At 64.6% G+C, this 14,031-nt stretch carries 13 protein-coding genes; 10 read left to right on the plus strand and 3 right to left on the minus strand.

The window, feature by feature from the left end; all coding sequences use genetic code 11:
• The first annotated feature begins 45 nt into the window (after positions 1-45).
• The 9 genes from AB3K92_RS30275 to AB3K92_RS30315 are packed head-to-tail and all read left to right on the plus strand — an operon-like array spanning position 46 to position 10,017.
• Positions 46-1,326: a fimbrial protein gene (locus tag AB3K92_RS30275; RefSeq protein WP_048020726.1), complete on the plus strand. Its 1,281-nt coding sequence runs from the start codon at positions 46-48 to the stop codon at positions 1,324-1,326.
• A 3-nt stretch (positions 1,327-1,329) separates the two neighbouring features.
• Positions 1,330-2,694 (plus strand): CpaF family protein, encoded by a 1,365-nt coding sequence (locus AB3K92_RS30280; protein ID WP_027787667.1) that lies wholly within the window; start codon positions 1,330-1,332, stop codon positions 2,692-2,694.
• A complete protein-coding gene (locus AB3K92_RS30285) occupies positions 2,687-3,682 on the plus strand; it encodes a type II secretion system F family protein (RefSeq protein WP_059484286.1) in 996 nt (331 codons plus the stop codon). The genes AB3K92_RS30280 and AB3K92_RS30285 overlap by 8 nt, the downstream gene beginning before the upstream one ends.
• A 4-nt stretch (positions 3,683-3,686) precedes the next feature.
• Complete coding sequence (locus tag AB3K92_RS30290; RefSeq protein WP_059855365.1) at positions 3,687-4,697, plus strand: type II secretion system F family protein; 1,011 nt, start codon at positions 3,687-3,689, stop codon at positions 4,695-4,697.
• Between the two features lie 23 nt (positions 4,698-4,720).
• Complete coding sequence (locus AB3K92_RS30295; protein WP_048020721.1) at positions 4,721-5,608, plus strand: tetratricopeptide repeat protein; 888 nt, start codon at positions 4,721-4,723, stop codon at positions 5,606-5,608.
• A gap of 22 nt (positions 5,609-5,630) precedes the next feature.
• Positions 5,631-5,960: a DUF3613 domain-containing protein gene (locus AB3K92_RS30300; protein WP_059484284.1), complete on the plus strand. Its 330-nt coding sequence runs from the start codon at positions 5,631-5,633 to the stop codon at positions 5,958-5,960.
• 11 nt (positions 5,961-5,971) lie between these two features.
• Entirely contained in the window at positions 5,972-7,846 is a 1,875-nt protein-coding gene (locus AB3K92_RS30305; protein WP_048020716.1) for a TadG family pilus assembly protein, read from the plus strand.
• Positions 7,847-7,863: 17 nt separating this feature from the next.
• Positions 7,864-9,255, plus strand: a complete 1,392-nt coding sequence (locus tag AB3K92_RS30310) for a sigma 54-interacting transcriptional regulator (protein WP_369466478.1) — start codon at positions 7,864-7,866, stop codon at positions 9,253-9,255.
• 54 nt (positions 9,256-9,309) lie between these two features.
• Entirely contained in the window at positions 9,310-10,017 is a 708-nt protein-coding gene (locus AB3K92_RS30315) for a DUF2968 domain-containing protein (RefSeq protein ID WP_042977054.1), read from the plus strand.
• Positions 10,018-10,094: 77 nt separating this feature from the next.
• On the opposite strand, the gene hfq is transcribed toward AB3K92_RS30315, so the two are convergent.
• Positions 10,095-10,676, minus strand: a complete 582-nt coding sequence (gene hfq, locus AB3K92_RS30320; protein WP_048020710.1) for an RNA chaperone Hfq — start codon at positions 10,674-10,676, stop codon at positions 10,095-10,097.
• Positions 10,677-10,971: 295 nt separating this feature from the next.
• Here hfq and AB3K92_RS30325 point away from each other — a divergent pair, with 295 nt between their 5' ends.
• A complete protein-coding gene (locus AB3K92_RS30325; protein ID WP_059653367.1) occupies positions 10,972-11,256 on the plus strand; it encodes a PXPV repeat protein in 285 nt (94 codons plus the stop codon).
• Positions 11,257-11,283: 27 nt separating this feature from the next.
• Here AB3K92_RS30325 and AB3K92_RS30330 read toward each other — a convergent pair whose 3' ends face one another.
• Positions 11,284-12,201 (minus strand): DUF1571 domain-containing protein, encoded by a 918-nt coding sequence (locus tag AB3K92_RS30330; protein WP_059496216.1) that lies wholly within the window; start codon positions 12,199-12,201, stop codon positions 11,284-11,286.
• A 29-nt stretch (positions 12,202-12,230) separates the two neighbouring features.
• Positions 12,231-13,985 carry an AMP-binding protein gene (locus AB3K92_RS30335; protein WP_369466479.1) on the minus strand — a complete coding sequence of 585 codons (1,755 nt, stop codon included), beginning with the start codon at positions 13,983-13,985 and terminating at the stop codon, positions 12,231-12,233.
• Between the last annotated feature and the right edge of the window lie 46 nt (positions 13,986-14,031).

Genomic DNA, 14,031 nt, shown 5'->3' on the forward strand with positions numbered 1-14,031 from the left:
ATGCGGGACGAGATGTCGCGCGATATGTAACCGGGGGTGTTCAACATGAACGCGAGAACCCTATCGTTGGCTGAGCCTGCCGTGACCGATTATTTCGTGTGCGCATCGCAGCAGGATGAACATGCCCGCTGGCTGGGCGAGACACTGGTGTCGGCCGGCACGGTGGAAGCGTTGTCGCTTGACCCGGGTGCGCTGAGCCAGCGCATCACGGGGCTCAATCCTGCGATCGTCTTCATCGATTTTTCTCGCGCGCAGGGCGCGGCGAGCGCTGCTGCGGCCGCCGTGCGGCTTGCCCATCCGGGCCTGCCGGTCGTCGCGCTCGGCACGCTTTCGGAGCCGGAAAGCGCGCTTGCGGCACTGCGGGCCGGCGTACGCGATTTCATCGACGTGTCCGGTAGTGCCGACGACGCTTTGCGGATCACCCGCGGGTTGCTGGAGCATACCGGCACCGAACCGGCCAACCGGCACGGCAAACTCGTCGCGTTGCTCGGTGCACGCGCGGGGATGGGCGTCAGCACGCTCGCCGCGAATCTGTCGGTGTGGCTGCACAAGCGTTCGGGTTCGGGCGCCCCGGAAGGGGGCACGCCTGCGTTCGGAGTCGCCGCGCCTCACGCGCGGCAGACGGCGCTGGTCGATCTCGGGCTTCCCGCGGGAGACAGTGCGCTGTTCCTCAACACGCGCTGTGAATTCCATTTCGTCGAAGCCGTGCGCAACCTGCGGCGCATCGACCGGACCTTCGTCAACACGGCGCTGACGCGTCACGCGAGCGGCGTCGCGCTGACCACCTTGCCGCCCAATCTCGCCGACCTGCGTGACGTGTCGTATGCGGCTTGCGTCGGCCTGTTGAACCGGTTGCGCGCGTTCTTCGACCAGCAGATCGTTGATCTCGGCGGATTCACGAATCATGAATTCGTTGCGCAGATCACTGCCGTGGCCGACGAAGCGTGGCTCGTGTGCGACCAGGGTGTCGCATCGATCGTCTCTGCGGTGGACCTGCTGGAAGGGCTGCGCGATGCGGGCGTCGACATCGGCAAGATTCGTCTCGTCGTCAACCAGTACGACGCGACGCTGAGCCTGACACCGGCCCAGATCGCAGAGCGGCTCGGCATTTCGCTGCTGGCAACGCTGCCGGCGCGTCGCGTGGCCATCGGCCAGGCGGCCAATCAGGGGCGGCTGATCGTCGAAACGGCCGAACGCGATCCGTATGTGCGTGCCCTCGAGCCGCTCGCAGATCGACTGGCCGGCCCGATCTCTGCCGGCCAGCGAGGTGCATTGGGCTTGTCCGCCCTCAAGCGTTTCATTCAACCTTCGTCCAGGCGATCGTAAGCGATGGCACACGACATCCAATTTGCCGACGGCGCAGCGCCGTTCTCCCAGTCGCAGCAGTTTCACGACATCAAGAATGCCGCGCACGAGCATCTGTTGACGCGCATCGAGGAACTCGGTGCCGAATTCGGCCGCTGGTCGCGCCAGGCGATCAACCAGTTCGTCGATCTGGAAATCGACAGCTTCGTGCGTCTACGGCGCATTCCGCTGAACGAAACCGAGGTCAGGGCGATCGCGGAGGCGCTGACGAAAGAGCTGGCCGGGTTCGGTCCGATCGAGGATCTGCTCGCCGATCCACACGTCGAGGACATCCTGATCAACGGCTACAACGACATCTACGTGTCGCGCCACGGCATCCTGGCGAAGCTGCCGATCCGTTTCACCGACAACGCGCACCTGCTGAGGATCGTGCGCCGCATCCTCGCGCCGATCGGTCGACGTCTCGACGAATCGAACCCGATGGTCGACGCGCGGCTGCCGGACGGCGGACGTGTCAACGTCGTGATCGAGCCGCTGTCGATCGACGGGCCGGTCGTATCGATCCGGAAATTCCGCAAGGACCCGCTGAAACCGGCCGACCTGCTCGCCAACGGTACGTTCAATACGGAGATCGGTACGTTGCTGGAAGCGGCGGTCGAGGCGCGCTGCAACATCCTCGTGTCGGGTGGTACGAGTTCCGGCAAGACGTCGCTGCTCAACGCGCTGGCGTTCTACATTCCCGAGCACGAGCGGGTCGTGACGATCGAGGACACGGCAGAGCTGTCGCTGAATCACCCTCACGTCGTGCGTCTCGAAAGCCGCCCGGGCGGTTTCGACGGTAACGGCGTCGTGACGATCCGCGACCTGCTGCGCAATACGCTGCGGATGCGGCCGGATCGCATCATCGTCGGCGAAGTACGCGGCGGAGAGGTGCTCGAGATGCTGCAGGCGATGAATACGGGGCACGACGGATCGATGGGTACCGTCCACGCGAGTTCGCCGCGCGAGTGTCTGTATCGTCTTGAGATGCTGGCCGGTTTCGCGGGTTTCCAGGGAACGGAATCAAGCCTGCGTCGGCAGATCGCGAATGCCATCGACTTCATCGTGCAGATCGGCCGTCTGTCGAACGGCCGACGCCGGATTCTTTCGATTACCGAAGTGACTGGCCTGTCGGACAACATCATCGCGACGCAGGAACTCTATCGCTACGAAGCGCGCGTGACACCCGAGGGCGAAGAGGTCGACAACTGGGAGTCGCTTGGCATTCATCCGCATTCGCCGAAGCTCGCGCGTTTCCGTCAGTCGTTGCAGGCCGCGGGCTTTGGCGGTAGCGGTGGCGGCGGATTCGGTGGCGGATTCGGCCGCGGGGGCGGGGGGTTCAATGTATAGCCTGATGGCTGGCGCGCTTGCAATGGCACTCCTTTGCGTTGCCGCCGCTTTGATGCTGTGGCGGCATGGCGAAGTGAAACGCGGCCGCGCCGACGTGCAGCGCTTCATCGACAGCCGCATCGAGCCGGCCGCGCGAGCGGCGGGTGCGCTTCAGCCTGACGCGAGACCGGTCCAGAACGTCGCATCCGTGCCCGGTGCGGCCCGCGCGCAATCCGCTGCGCCGGCGTCGCGCTGGGCGCACTGGCGTGAGATCGCTACGGAATACCTCGTCAACGTGGCGAGCCGTGCAGGTATCGAGGATGCGCGCGGCAAGGCGCTTCTCGCGCTGCTGGGGTTGGTCGCGCTCGGGCTCGTTGCCGGTAATCGGGGCGGCTGGCTTGCTTGCGTCGCCGCGCTCGTGTGTGGCGCGTCGCTGCTCGTGTTCTGGCTCGTGTCCCGCATTCAGCGGCGTCGCCTGACGATCGTTCGCCAGTTGCCGTCATTTCTCGACGGCATCGTGCGTCTCGTCACGCTCGGCAACAGCGTGCCGGCGGCGTTCCAGGCGGCGCTGCTGACGACGGAGGCGCCGTTGCGCGGTTGTCTGGACCACGTATCGCGGATGTTGCGTACGGGTGTCGAGATCGATCGCGCAATGGGACACATCGCGAGCGTCTATCAAACCAAGGAATTCGAACTGGTCGGTTCGGTGCTGCGGCTCTCGGTCCGGTACGGCGGCCGCGCCGACGTCATGCTCGATCGGATGTCGACGTTCATGCGCGACCTCGAGCAGGCCGAACGGGAACTGGCTGCTATGTCGTCGGAAACGCGACTGTCCGCTTGGGTGCTGGTCATGTTGCCGATCGCGATCGGCAGCTTTGTGATCGCGACGAATCCGCTCTATCTCCAGTCGATGTGGAACGATTACACGGGACGTCAGCTGTTGTTCATCGCCTTCATGCTGCAGTTCGCGGGCGGGATCTGGTTGTACCACATGGCCAAGCTCAGGTGACGGCATGACAGCCAATCAACTCGGTTCGCTTGCACTGGCGCTCGGCGCACTCGGCGTCGTGCTGCTGGCACTGCTTGCGGTACGCCGCGCAAGTGCGCAGACGCGCAGCGATCGCACGCTGGCCAGCGCGCTCGAGCGGCGCTCAGCGACGTTGGAGGCAGCAGGTACGCGCGCTGCACAGGAGTCCGATGAATCCCGGCAGAATCCGTTAAGACGGGATGCGGCTGACCGGCGATCGTATCTTGTGCAATGGCTGGACCGTCTGTCGATGGTCGGGGCGCGCCTGCTCGATACCCGCTTGGGCCGGTATCTTGTCGCCGACGAAGATCGGCTGCTGCTGGAGCAGTGCGGCTATGCCGACACGCGCACCCGTGGGCTGTTCCTGAGCGCGCGACTCGCCTGTGCGATCGTCGTGCCGTTGCTTTTCCTCATGCTGATGGGCTCTCAACTGACCGGTGCGCAATGGCGGGCGGGTGGGGGCATTGCGCTCGTCACCGGCTTCATGTTGCCGAAGCTCTACCTGCGACGTCGTGCTGCACAGCGCCGGCAGGCGGTGATCGACGAACTGCCGCTGCTGGTGGACATGCTTCGCTTGCTGCAAGGCGTCGGATTGTCGCTTGATCAGAGCATCCAGGTCCTGACGAACGACTTCAAGGGGATGATGCCCGTGCTGTCGCTGGAATTGGAAATCGCCCAGCGGCAGTTCGCTGCCGGTCGGACGCGCGAGCAATCGCTGCAGCGGCTGTCGTCCGGTTTCGAGAACGAGGATCTGCGTGCGATCGTGCGGCTGCTGATCCAGGTCGACAAGCACGGTGGCGCGGTACAGGAGCCGCTCAAGCAGTTCGGCGACCGGTTGCGCGAGGCGCGCCGTGCGATGCTGCGCGAACGGATCGGCAAGCTGACGGTAAAGATGACGGGCGTGATGATCCTGACGTTGCTGCCGGCACTTCTGATCGTGACGGCCGGACCGGGAATGATCTCCGTGTTGCGCGCGCTGAGCCAGGCGCAGCCCTGATGCCGGGATGCAAAGGAAGCAAGATGAGACGCATCGATGAAACTGTGAAAGTGGTGGGCATGTTGGCAATGGTGGGCTTGCTTGGCGCGTGCTCGGCATTCAAGGAAAGCGGGTACGGCGTCGGCCCGCAGGCCGAACGCGCGGCGCTGATGGACGCGGCGGCGCAGAAGCAGGCGGCGCCGGATACGCCGGGCATGTATCTCGGCCTGATCGAGCGGATGCAGTCGCAAGGGCTGTATTACGCGTCGCTGGCTCATATCGACGCATACGAGAAACAGTACGGTGCGTCGCCGCAAACGATCCTGCTGCGCGCCGACGCATTGCGCATGACGGACCAGCCTGCCGCGAGCACTGCGGTCTATACGCAGTTGCTCAACACAACGCTCGCCGCGCGCGGCTATCGCGGGCTCGGGCTGATTGCCGGCGGCGCGGGCGATTTTCCGCGCGCCGCGCAGGCGTTGTCGCAGGCAACCGTGCTGGCGCCGACCGATGCATCGACGCTTTCGGATCTCGCTTACGCGAAGCTGCGTTGCGGCGATATCGAGGGCGCGCGCATTCCGCTGATGAAGGCGGCCGAACTCGACCAGAGCAATCCGAAGATCATCAGCAACCTGGTGCTGTACCTGCTCGCCTCGGGCCGAACCCATGATGCGCAGAAGCTGATGGCGCAGCAGAAGCTGTCGATGGACGTTCGCAACGATATCCGCAACGACGCGACGAAGATTGCCACGGCGGCACGTACCTGGCGTCGTGCGTCCCAGGCACCGGCTTCGGCTTCCGTTTTGACGCCGATCGGTTCGGGAAGCGTGGTCGACGTGTCGGGCTCGAATGTCGCGAAGCGTCCGTCGCCCGTTGCGAACATCCAGGGATTCGATCCGACTGCGCCTTTGCTGCAGCGGTTTGCACAATGAAAAAGGCATAGGGGGAACTGATATGACGAACAACAAGAATCCAGGTCGCGTGGCACGCGTGTGCCAAGGTGTCGCGCTTCTCGTGCTCATGGGGGCCGCAACCGCGGCGTATAGCGATCAGCCGGCGCCCGACGCGTCGGAAATCGGTCATGCAACCAACGCGCTGCTTGCATTCCAGCGTGACGGGCGCGCGGCCGGCCCGGCCTTGCCGGTACTGGGCGATGCCGCATCGCTTTCCTATCAACGCTATCTCGAATCGTTCAAGCACAAGATTCCAGAATCGATGGGGTCGCCGGTCAATACGAACGGCAACGGATCGTCCGGCGGACAGAGTTCATCGCAATCGTATTGAGCGGAGCAGCGATGAGCACTGCTCGACACGCATCGAGTCGGATGGCGGGACCAGGTCGCGCGTCGCCGCGGCGGCAGCGGGGGTCGGTCGTCGTCACGGCGGCCGTGTGGATACTGCTGTCGATGGTGATTCTCGGTTCGATCGACATCGGCAACGTCTTTTTCACGCGCCGTGACATGCAGCGCGTGGCCGATCTTGCTGCACTCGCTGCGGTTCAGAAGCTCGACGATACATGTGCGAACGTGACCTCCGCGGCCACGAGCAACGCGTCGACAAACGGCTTCACGATTGACGGCAGCGGCACCACGTCGCTGTCGGCCGAATGCGGTTACTGGGCACCGTCGGCGACCGGAACGGCGAGTTCCTTCTATTCGTCGAAATCGACGGTGCCGCTCGCGACGCAGTTGAATGCGGTGCGCGTGACGGTCTCCAAGACGCTGCCGTATTTCTTCTTCGGGCCGACACGTACGGTGACTGCAACGTCGACCGCGAAGGCGACCAACATCGATACCTTTTCTATCGGCGCGACGCTGGCCGCGGTGGGCGGCGTCGGCTGCTCGGGCGTGCCAAGCGGGAACCCCGGCCTGGTGAACGCGTTGCTGGGCTCGTTGCTGCAGGGGCAGAGCGGCACGCCGCTGAACCTCAATCTCGTGTCGTACCAGGGGCTCGCCTGTGCGAACGTCAAGCTCGGCGACATCGCCGTCGCGCTGCAGTCGCTGTCGGTCGGCAACGGGACGATCGGCGGGCTCGTCAATGCCAACGCGTCGGTCGGCACCTTGCTCAACGCGATGGTGGCGGCCGTCAACAAGTCGACCACGCTGGGTACGACGCTGCAGACAAACGCAACCGGTGCGCTGACCAACCTGCTCGGCCTGAACCTGCTCAGCAACACGGCGATCAAGGTCGCGAGCCTGACCGGACAGGGCGCCACGTCGCTGTTGACGCTGGGGCTCGCGAACACGCAGGCGGCGGCAGACGCGACCGTTAACGTGCTCGATCTCGTGATGGCGATGGCCCAGATCTCGCAGGCCGGCAAGCCCGGCGTGGTGATCGGCGCCAATGTGCCGCTGACGTTGCCGAACGGCAGCTCGGTATCGATCGTCCAACTGCAGGCGCAGGTCATCAGCCCACCGACCATCGCGGTCGGCGAAGGCGGGAAGGATAAAAACGGCGCGTGGCGGACGGTCGCGACGAATGCGCAGGTCGGCCTGTATCTCGTCGTCAACCTGGGCGTGAACCCGCTGCCGGTCGTGGTTTCCGCGAACGTCTATCTGCCGCTCTACGTGCAGCTGGGCGCCGGAAGTGCAACGTTGTTGTCGACCAACTGCCTGACGTCCCCGAATTCCGCGACGATTTCCGCGCAACCGAGCGTTGCCAATCTCTGCATCGGCCAGCCGCCACTCACGTCCGGCAATCTGCTGAACCTGCCGGCAAACTATAGCTGCACGTCGCCAGCCAAGGTGCTTGACGTCCTGGTTTTGGCTGGTGCAGTCGAGGTGTCCGCGACCGTTTCCAACGTGTCGGTGGATCTGGCCGGTAATCCGGCAACCAATACGTTCTACGGGCGCGGTGGCAGTGATCCGTCGTACTACTGGACGACCAACACGAATGCGCTGGGTTCGGCGGTGAACAATGCGCTGGCGGGCCTGAAAAACGCACAGATCACGCCGACCGTGAGTCTGTTGTTCGGGCTCATCTCGGTCACGATCACGCCGGATTTCATTTCGTCGCTGTTGTCGGTGCTGACCACCGTTCTGAGCCCGCTGTTGACCGCGCTCGACGGTATCATCGATCCGCTGCTGGACCTGCTTGGCGTCCAGCTTGGCGCCGCCACGGTGCATCAGATGTCGCTGACCTGCGGCGTCGCGCAAACAGTCAGCAATTAGAGAAGCAAGACCATCCGATGAGAACCACGCCCGCAATCGAAGAGCTCGACCTGTACGTCTGGGAAGGCAAGGCGGACATTGTCGACCGCGTCGCCCGGTGCATGGCGAGCTTCGACGTCGAAGTGATCCGCGCCGACAACGCGGAGATCTCGCCCGAGCGCGCCGCATTGCGGCCGTCACTGGCGATCATCAGCGTGACGATGATCGAAATCGGCGCAGCGTTCCTGCGCGACTGGCAGGCCAACATCGGCATGCCGGTCGTCTGGGTCGGCGCGGCGCGCGATCACGACGCTTCGCAGTATCCGCCCGAGTATTCGCACATCCTGCCGCTCGATTTCACGTGCGCCGAGCTGCGCGGCATGATCGGCAAGCTCGTCACGCAGTTGCGGGCGCATACGGCCGAAACGTCGCAACCGACCGAACTCGTCGCGCACTCGGAATCGATGCAGGCACTGCTGCACGAAGTCGATACATTCGCCGACTGCGACACCAACGTGCTGCTGCACGGAGAAACCGGCGTCGGCAAGGAGCGCATCGCACAACTGCTGCACGAAAAGCATTCGCGCTACCGGCACGGCGAATTCGTGCCGGTGAACTGCGGTGCGATTCCCGACGGCCTGTTCGAATCGCTGTTCTTCGGCCATGCGAAAGGGTCGTTCACGGGCGCGGTTGTTGCGCATAAAGGCTATTTCGAGCAGGCAGGCGGCGGCACGCTGTTCCTCGACGAAGTCGGCGATCTGCCGCTGTACCAGCAGGTCAAGCTGCTGCGCGTGCTCGAGGACGGCGCGGTGCTGCGTGTCGGCGCAACGTCGCCGGTCAAGGTCGATTTCCGCCTGGTCGCGGCGAGCAACAAGAAGCTCCCGCAACTCGTGAAGGATGGCCTGTTCCGCGCCGATCTCTACTACCGGCTCGCGGTGATCGAGCTGAGCATTCCGTCGCTGGAAGAGCGCGGTGCCGTCGACAAGATCGCGCTGTTCAAGTCGTTCGTCGCACAGGTGGTCGGCGAGGCACGGCTCGCGCAGTTGTCCGATCTGCCGTACTGGCTGACGGATTCGGTCGCGGACAGCTATTTCCCCGGCAACGTGCGCGAACTGCGCAACCTCGCCGAGCGCGTCGGTGTGACGGTGCGGCAGACGGGCGGGTGGGATGCCGCGCGGTTGCAGCGGTTGATCGCGCATGCGCGCAGTTCGGCGCAGCCGGTACCGGCGGAGAGCGCGGCCGAGGTCTTCGTCGATCGCAGCAAGTGGGACATGAACGAGCGCAACCGCGTGATTGCGGCGCTCGACGCCAACGGCTGGCGGCGTCAGGATACGGCGCAGCAGCTCGGTATCAGCCGCAAGGTATTGTGGGAAAAGATGCGCAAATATCAGATCTTTGACGAGGAGCCCGAGACCCGCGAAAGTGAGTAATTAATGAGATAAAATCGCGCTGAATTACAACGACACGGGCGGGAATAGAACTTCATGAGCCATATGACGGGGTTGGGAAAGGCGTGCGTGTTGCTCGCCGTGGTGGGAGGCATGCAGGGCGCTTATGCGCAGAGCCTGGCGGACAGCGGGTCGCCGGCAGTACAGCAGGCGTCGGCGCCGGTGGCCGCGATTCCGGTGGTCGATCCGCAGGTCCAGACGTCGGTGCAGCCGCAGGCAGGTGAGTCGACGGGGCCGAGCACGGTCGACGACCTGCAGCGCCAGATCCAGGCGCACTCGCTGACGGAAATGCGCACGAGCTACAACGGCAGCTACGGTGCGAGCCTGCTGTTCAACGTAAAGGACGGCGCGTATTTCGTCGCGCTGTTCCAGCAGAAGGCGTTCTGGCGCGTGATCAAGACTTACGACGAAACGCGTGCGGAAGCGATCTACCGCGATTTCTCGCGCCAGGCGGAGCGGCTGGCCGTAAACGAACTGCGGGCAGCGAAGCTGGAATCGCAGAAGGCGCAGATGGACAAGCAGATCGAAGTCACGCAGGATCGCGCGCGGCGTCTGCAGGCGGATATCTCGATCGCACGCCAGCAGCAGGCGGCAGTCGCGGATCGTCAGAAGAGCGTACGTAACGAGACGGCCGCATTGCAGGCGCAGCAGGCCGAGCTTCAGTCGCAACTGCGGGCGTTGCAGCAGCAGGTGCGTTCGTTGCAGCGGGAGGCCGACGCCGGTTTGCCGACGACGGCACGCTGAACGCGGCAGCGGTGCGGCGACATGCCGCGCCGGACGCACAAGTAAGAAGGGCAAGCCGGTTGGCTTGCCCTTTTGTTTTACTGGCCGTCCGGCACGATTCGCCGGCGGCGCGTCACGATCACCGGCCCGTTGCCGCCGCGGGAATCCGACGGCGAAGCGTTGCCGGATGCGTCGCCGGCATCGCGCGGTGCGCCGTAGCTTTCGCGCGGTTCACGGGGTTCGCGCGGAGCGCCGTAGCCTTCACGCGGCTCACGCGAGCCGTAACCCTCGCGCGGTTCGCGCGAGCCATAACCTTCACGCGGTTCGCGGGAGCCGTAGCCGCCGTCGCCGCGCGATTCACGCGGGCCGCCGTGCGAGCCGTACGGGCTGTGGCCGCCGCCTTCACGGCCGCCCGGGCGCCCGCCGGTGCGCGGCCCGCGGGGGCCGCCGCTGCCGCCCGGGCGCGAGCCGCCCGTGTCGAGCTGGATCGTGGAAATCGCGCGCTTGTAGATGCCTTGCAGACCCACGGGGGTGCGCAGCATCACCAGGTACTGGTCGAACGACTCGATACACCCCGTCAGACGAATGCCGTTGACGAGATAGATTTCAACGCGCTTACGTTCCTTGCGCGCCGAATTGATGAAGTCGTTTTGCGGATGGGATTCTGCGGGATTGGCCATTGAGGTGCGGCAGGAGCCTGCGTCAGAGAATATGTTGTGCGTGTGTGTGGCGTGTTCGTCCACAAGGTGTTTGGCGGGATTCTACCCTGTTCAATCGGGAAACGCGCAGTCGTGATTGTGTCGAACCGTAACCCACTATAGACGTTCCAGCGCATTTTCGCGATTCGGCCGAACGGCCAATGCCATTTCGTTACGCCGCGTTACGACTCTCGCAGCGCCGTAGCACCTTGGTCTCCGCGCGACGCGTACATTGGCTGCGCGAGCCGGGCAGGCCGGCATATCAGGGATTCAGAACATGAGCAAGGGACGATGGGCAGGGTGGGTCGGGGGCGTGGCGTTGCTGGCTTCCGGCAGTGCGATGGCGGGGCATGTCGACCTGTCGGTCGGCATCGGCGTACCGGTCGCACCGGTCTATGTCGAGCCGGCGCCGGTCTATGTGGCGCCGCAGCCGGCCGTGGTCGCCTATCCGGGCTATGGATACGGCTACTACGGCGACGAGGACGACGATCGCTATCGCAAGTGGCGCAAGCACTATTACAAGCATTGGCACCGGCACCATGGCGACGACGAAGACGATTGAGCCCGAGGCCAGCCCCGCCGGCGCGCATCAGAACGCGTAGTCGGGGTTTTTCGGGTCGAATGCGGTGTCGTCGAGCGTCGCCGGCGCGATTTTCTCGATGACGATCCGCTCGAAGATCTTGCCGTCGTTGTCATAGGACTCGACGGTCCGGAAATAGGGCGCGTGCAGATCGAGCCCGAGGACTTCCTTCTTCGCGTAGAACTGCGGCCGGCCGGTCGGTGTTTCGTAGGTGAGCGCGACCACGCGCACGCCGCCGATCGTCCTGGCTTCCACATCGGTCGGCCGCTGCACGCCGGCTTCCACGTATTTCTTCCCTTCGGTCAGGTACAGGTTCGTGATGAACTCGGTACCGAGATCCTTCACCTGGTGATTCGACTGCGCGCGTGCGAGTGCGCCGTCGAGTGCCGTCCACAGCGGAATCTTGCCGAGCAGGCCGCCGAGGTGCCCGTACATCTCGTCCTTGCGCTGCGTCGTGTCGTAGATGGTCTCCTGTCCGGCATGTGCACCGCCCGGCAGCCATTTCGCATAGACGCGCAGCGGCTCGCGGGTGGTCTTCACGAGCATGCGGTCGGGCGTATCGGACCACTTTCCGCTGATGCGCTCCTGGCGCACCATCGTGAACTGGTACGACGGATAGCCGTTGGGGCCGTTACGGATATAGAGCGGCACGGCGAGCGGATCGAGCGCCTTGAAGAGCGCCGTGAGCGTCGCGTCGTCGAGTTGCGCGAGTGTGCCGCGCTGCGCGGCCGTGCGCAGCCAGCGCGCCTGCTGCGCAACCGGCTCGCGCGCGACCTTCGCGAGGTCCGCCGGCAGCGCGACGCCCACGGCCGCGCTTGCGGCGTCGGCCGTTTCCTGTGCATGCAGGCCCGCCTGTCCGAGCGACAGCAGGCAGGCGACTGCCACGGCGGCGGCATGCCGCGCGTGGTGCTTCTTTCCTTCGTTCATCGACTGCGTCTCCTTGGGCGGCGGATCGATCAACCTTGCTTCGCGGCCTTGATTTTGGCGAGTTCCTCGTCGCGCAGCGCGCGGCGCAGGATCTTGCCGACGTTCGTCTGCGGCAGCGCGTCGCGGAACTCGACGAATTTCGGCATCTTGTAGCCGGTGAGGTTCTTGCGGCAGTGCGCGAGCACATCGTCGGTCGTCAGCGACGGGTCGCGGCGCACGACGAACACCTTGATCCGTTCGCCCTGTACTTCGTCCGGAATGCCGATCGCCGCGGCTTCGCTGATGCCCGGATGCATCACCAGCACCTCCTCGATCTCGTTCGGATACACGTTGAAGCCCGACACGAGGATCATGTCCTTCTTGCGGTCGATCAGGCGGATGAAGCCGCGTTCGTCCATCACGCCGATGTCGCCGGTGCTGAGCCATCCGTCGGCGTCGATCACCTTGGCCGTCTCGTCGGGGCGCTGCCAGTAGCCGCGCATCACCTGCGGGCCGTGCACGCACAGCTCGCCTGGCTCGCCGACGGGTGCCCAGGTGCCGTCCTCACGGCGAAAGCGCACGACGGTGGACGGCGCGGGCAGGCCGATCGAACCGCTGAACGCGGCCATGTCGTTCAGGTCGACGGGGTTCATCGTGACGATCGGCGAGCATTCGGTCAGGCCGTAGCCTTCGACCACCGGCCGGCCCGTCACCTGCTGGAAGCGTTCCGCGACCGCCCGCTGCATCGCCATCCCGCCCGCCATCGCGAGCTTCAGCTTCGAGAAATCGCGCTTGCGGAATTCCTCGTTGTCGAGGAACGCGTTGTACAGCGTGTTGATGCCGGTGATCCCGGTGAACGTCTCGTTGCGGATGATCTTCATCACCATCGTCATGTCGCGCGGGTTCGCGATCAGGATGTTGCGCCCGCCGAGCCCCATGAAGATGAATGCGTTCACCGTCAGCGAATAGATGTGATACAGCGGCAGCGGTGTGAGCACGGTTTCGACGTCGCCCGATACCTGGTCGGCGATCCAGGCCTTCGCCTGCAGCAGGTTCGCGATCAGGTTGCCGTGCGTGAGCATCGCGCCTTTCGCGACGCCCGTCGTGCCGCCCGTGTATTGCAGGAATGCGAGGTCGTCGCGCGTCGTCTGCACGGGCTGCGGCTTGCTTCGCGCACCGAGCGCGAGGGCGGAGCGCAACCGGATGGCCTGCGGCAGGTGGTAGGCCGGCACGAGTTTCTTCACGTGCTTCAGCACGAAATTGATCAGGCGTCCTTTCGCATTGAAGCCGTCGGCGAGGAGGTCGCCGAGCGCGGTGACGACGATGTTCTTCACTTGCGCTTCCGGCAGCGCGTCCTGCAGCGTGCGCGCGAAATTCTCGAATACGACGATCGTCTGCGCGCCGCTGTCCTTCAGCTGATGCGCGAGTTCGCGCACGGTATAGAGCGGATTGACGTTGACGACGATTGCACCGGCTTTCAGCGTGCCGAACAGCGCGACCGGGTACTGGAACGTGTTCGGCAGCATGATCGCGACGCGGTCACCGGGTTTGACGCCTAGGCTTTGCAGATACGACGCGAACGCGTCGACTTTCTGCGCGAGCGTGCGATAGGTCATCGATGCGCCCGCGCTCACATAGGCGACGCGCTCGGCGAAGCGGCTCGTGCATTCGTCGAAGAACTGCACAAGCGATGCGTATTGCGTGACGTCGATGTCGTGCGGGACGCCGGGCGGATATGACGCGTACCAGATGCCGTCGGTGTTCGGCGGAACCTGGGCCGCTGCGGTTGCTGCGGAAGATGACATGACATGTCTCCGGTCTTTGCTCTCGGCGAAGGCCGGCGCTTCAGCG

Source organism: Burkholderia sp. Bmkn7, assembly GCF_041103175.1.
Taxonomy (GTDB): domain Bacteria; phylum Pseudomonadota; class Gammaproteobacteria; order Burkholderiales; family Burkholderiaceae; genus Burkholderia; species Burkholderia cepacia.

What these genes read in the sequence shown, in the direction of transcription:
- AB3K92_RS30335 (WP_369466479.1), bottom strand. Translation starts at nt 13,985, where the DNA reads ATGTCATCTTCCGCAGCAACCGCAGCGGCCCAGGTTCCGCCGAACACC.
- AB3K92_RS30275 (WP_048020726.1), top strand. Translation starts at nt 46, where the DNA reads ATGAACGCGAGAACCCTATCGTTGGCTGAGCCTGCCGTGACCGATTAT.
- hfq (WP_048020710.1), bottom strand. Translation starts at nt 10,676, where the DNA reads ATGGCCAATCCCGCAGAATCCCATCCGCAAAACGACTTCATCAATTCG.
- AB3K92_RS30310 (WP_369466478.1), top strand. Translation starts at nt 7,864, where the DNA reads ATGAGAACCACGCCCGCAATCGAAGAGCTCGACCTGTACGTCTGGGAA.
- AB3K92_RS30290 (WP_059855365.1), top strand. Translation starts at nt 3,687, where the DNA reads ATGACAGCCAATCAACTCGGTTCGCTTGCACTGGCGCTCGGCGCACTC.
- AB3K92_RS30325 (WP_059653367.1), top strand. Translation starts at nt 10,972, where the DNA reads ATGAGCAAGGGACGATGGGCAGGGTGGGTCGGGGGCGTGGCGTTGCTG.
- AB3K92_RS30315 (WP_042977054.1), top strand. Translation starts at nt 9,310, where the DNA reads ATGAGCCATATGACGGGGTTGGGAAAGGCGTGCGTGTTGCTCGCCGTG.
- AB3K92_RS30300 (WP_059484284.1), top strand. Translation starts at nt 5,631, where the DNA reads ATGACGAACAACAAGAATCCAGGTCGCGTGGCACGCGTGTGCCAAGGT.
- AB3K92_RS30285 (WP_059484286.1), top strand. Translation starts at nt 2,687, where the DNA reads ATGTATAGCCTGATGGCTGGCGCGCTTGCAATGGCACTCCTTTGCGTT.
- AB3K92_RS30280 (WP_027787667.1), top strand. Translation starts at nt 1,330, where the DNA reads ATGGCACACGACATCCAATTTGCCGACGGCGCAGCGCCGTTCTCCCAG.
- AB3K92_RS30305 (WP_048020716.1), top strand. Translation starts at nt 5,972, where the DNA reads ATGAGCACTGCTCGACACGCATCGAGTCGGATGGCGGGACCAGGTCGC.
- AB3K92_RS30295 (WP_048020721.1), top strand. Translation starts at nt 4,721, where the DNA reads ATGAGACGCATCGATGAAACTGTGAAAGTGGTGGGCATGTTGGCAATG.
- AB3K92_RS30330 (WP_059496216.1), bottom strand. Translation starts at nt 12,201, where the DNA reads ATGAACGAAGGAAAGAAGCACCACGCGCGGCATGCCGCCGCCGTGGCA.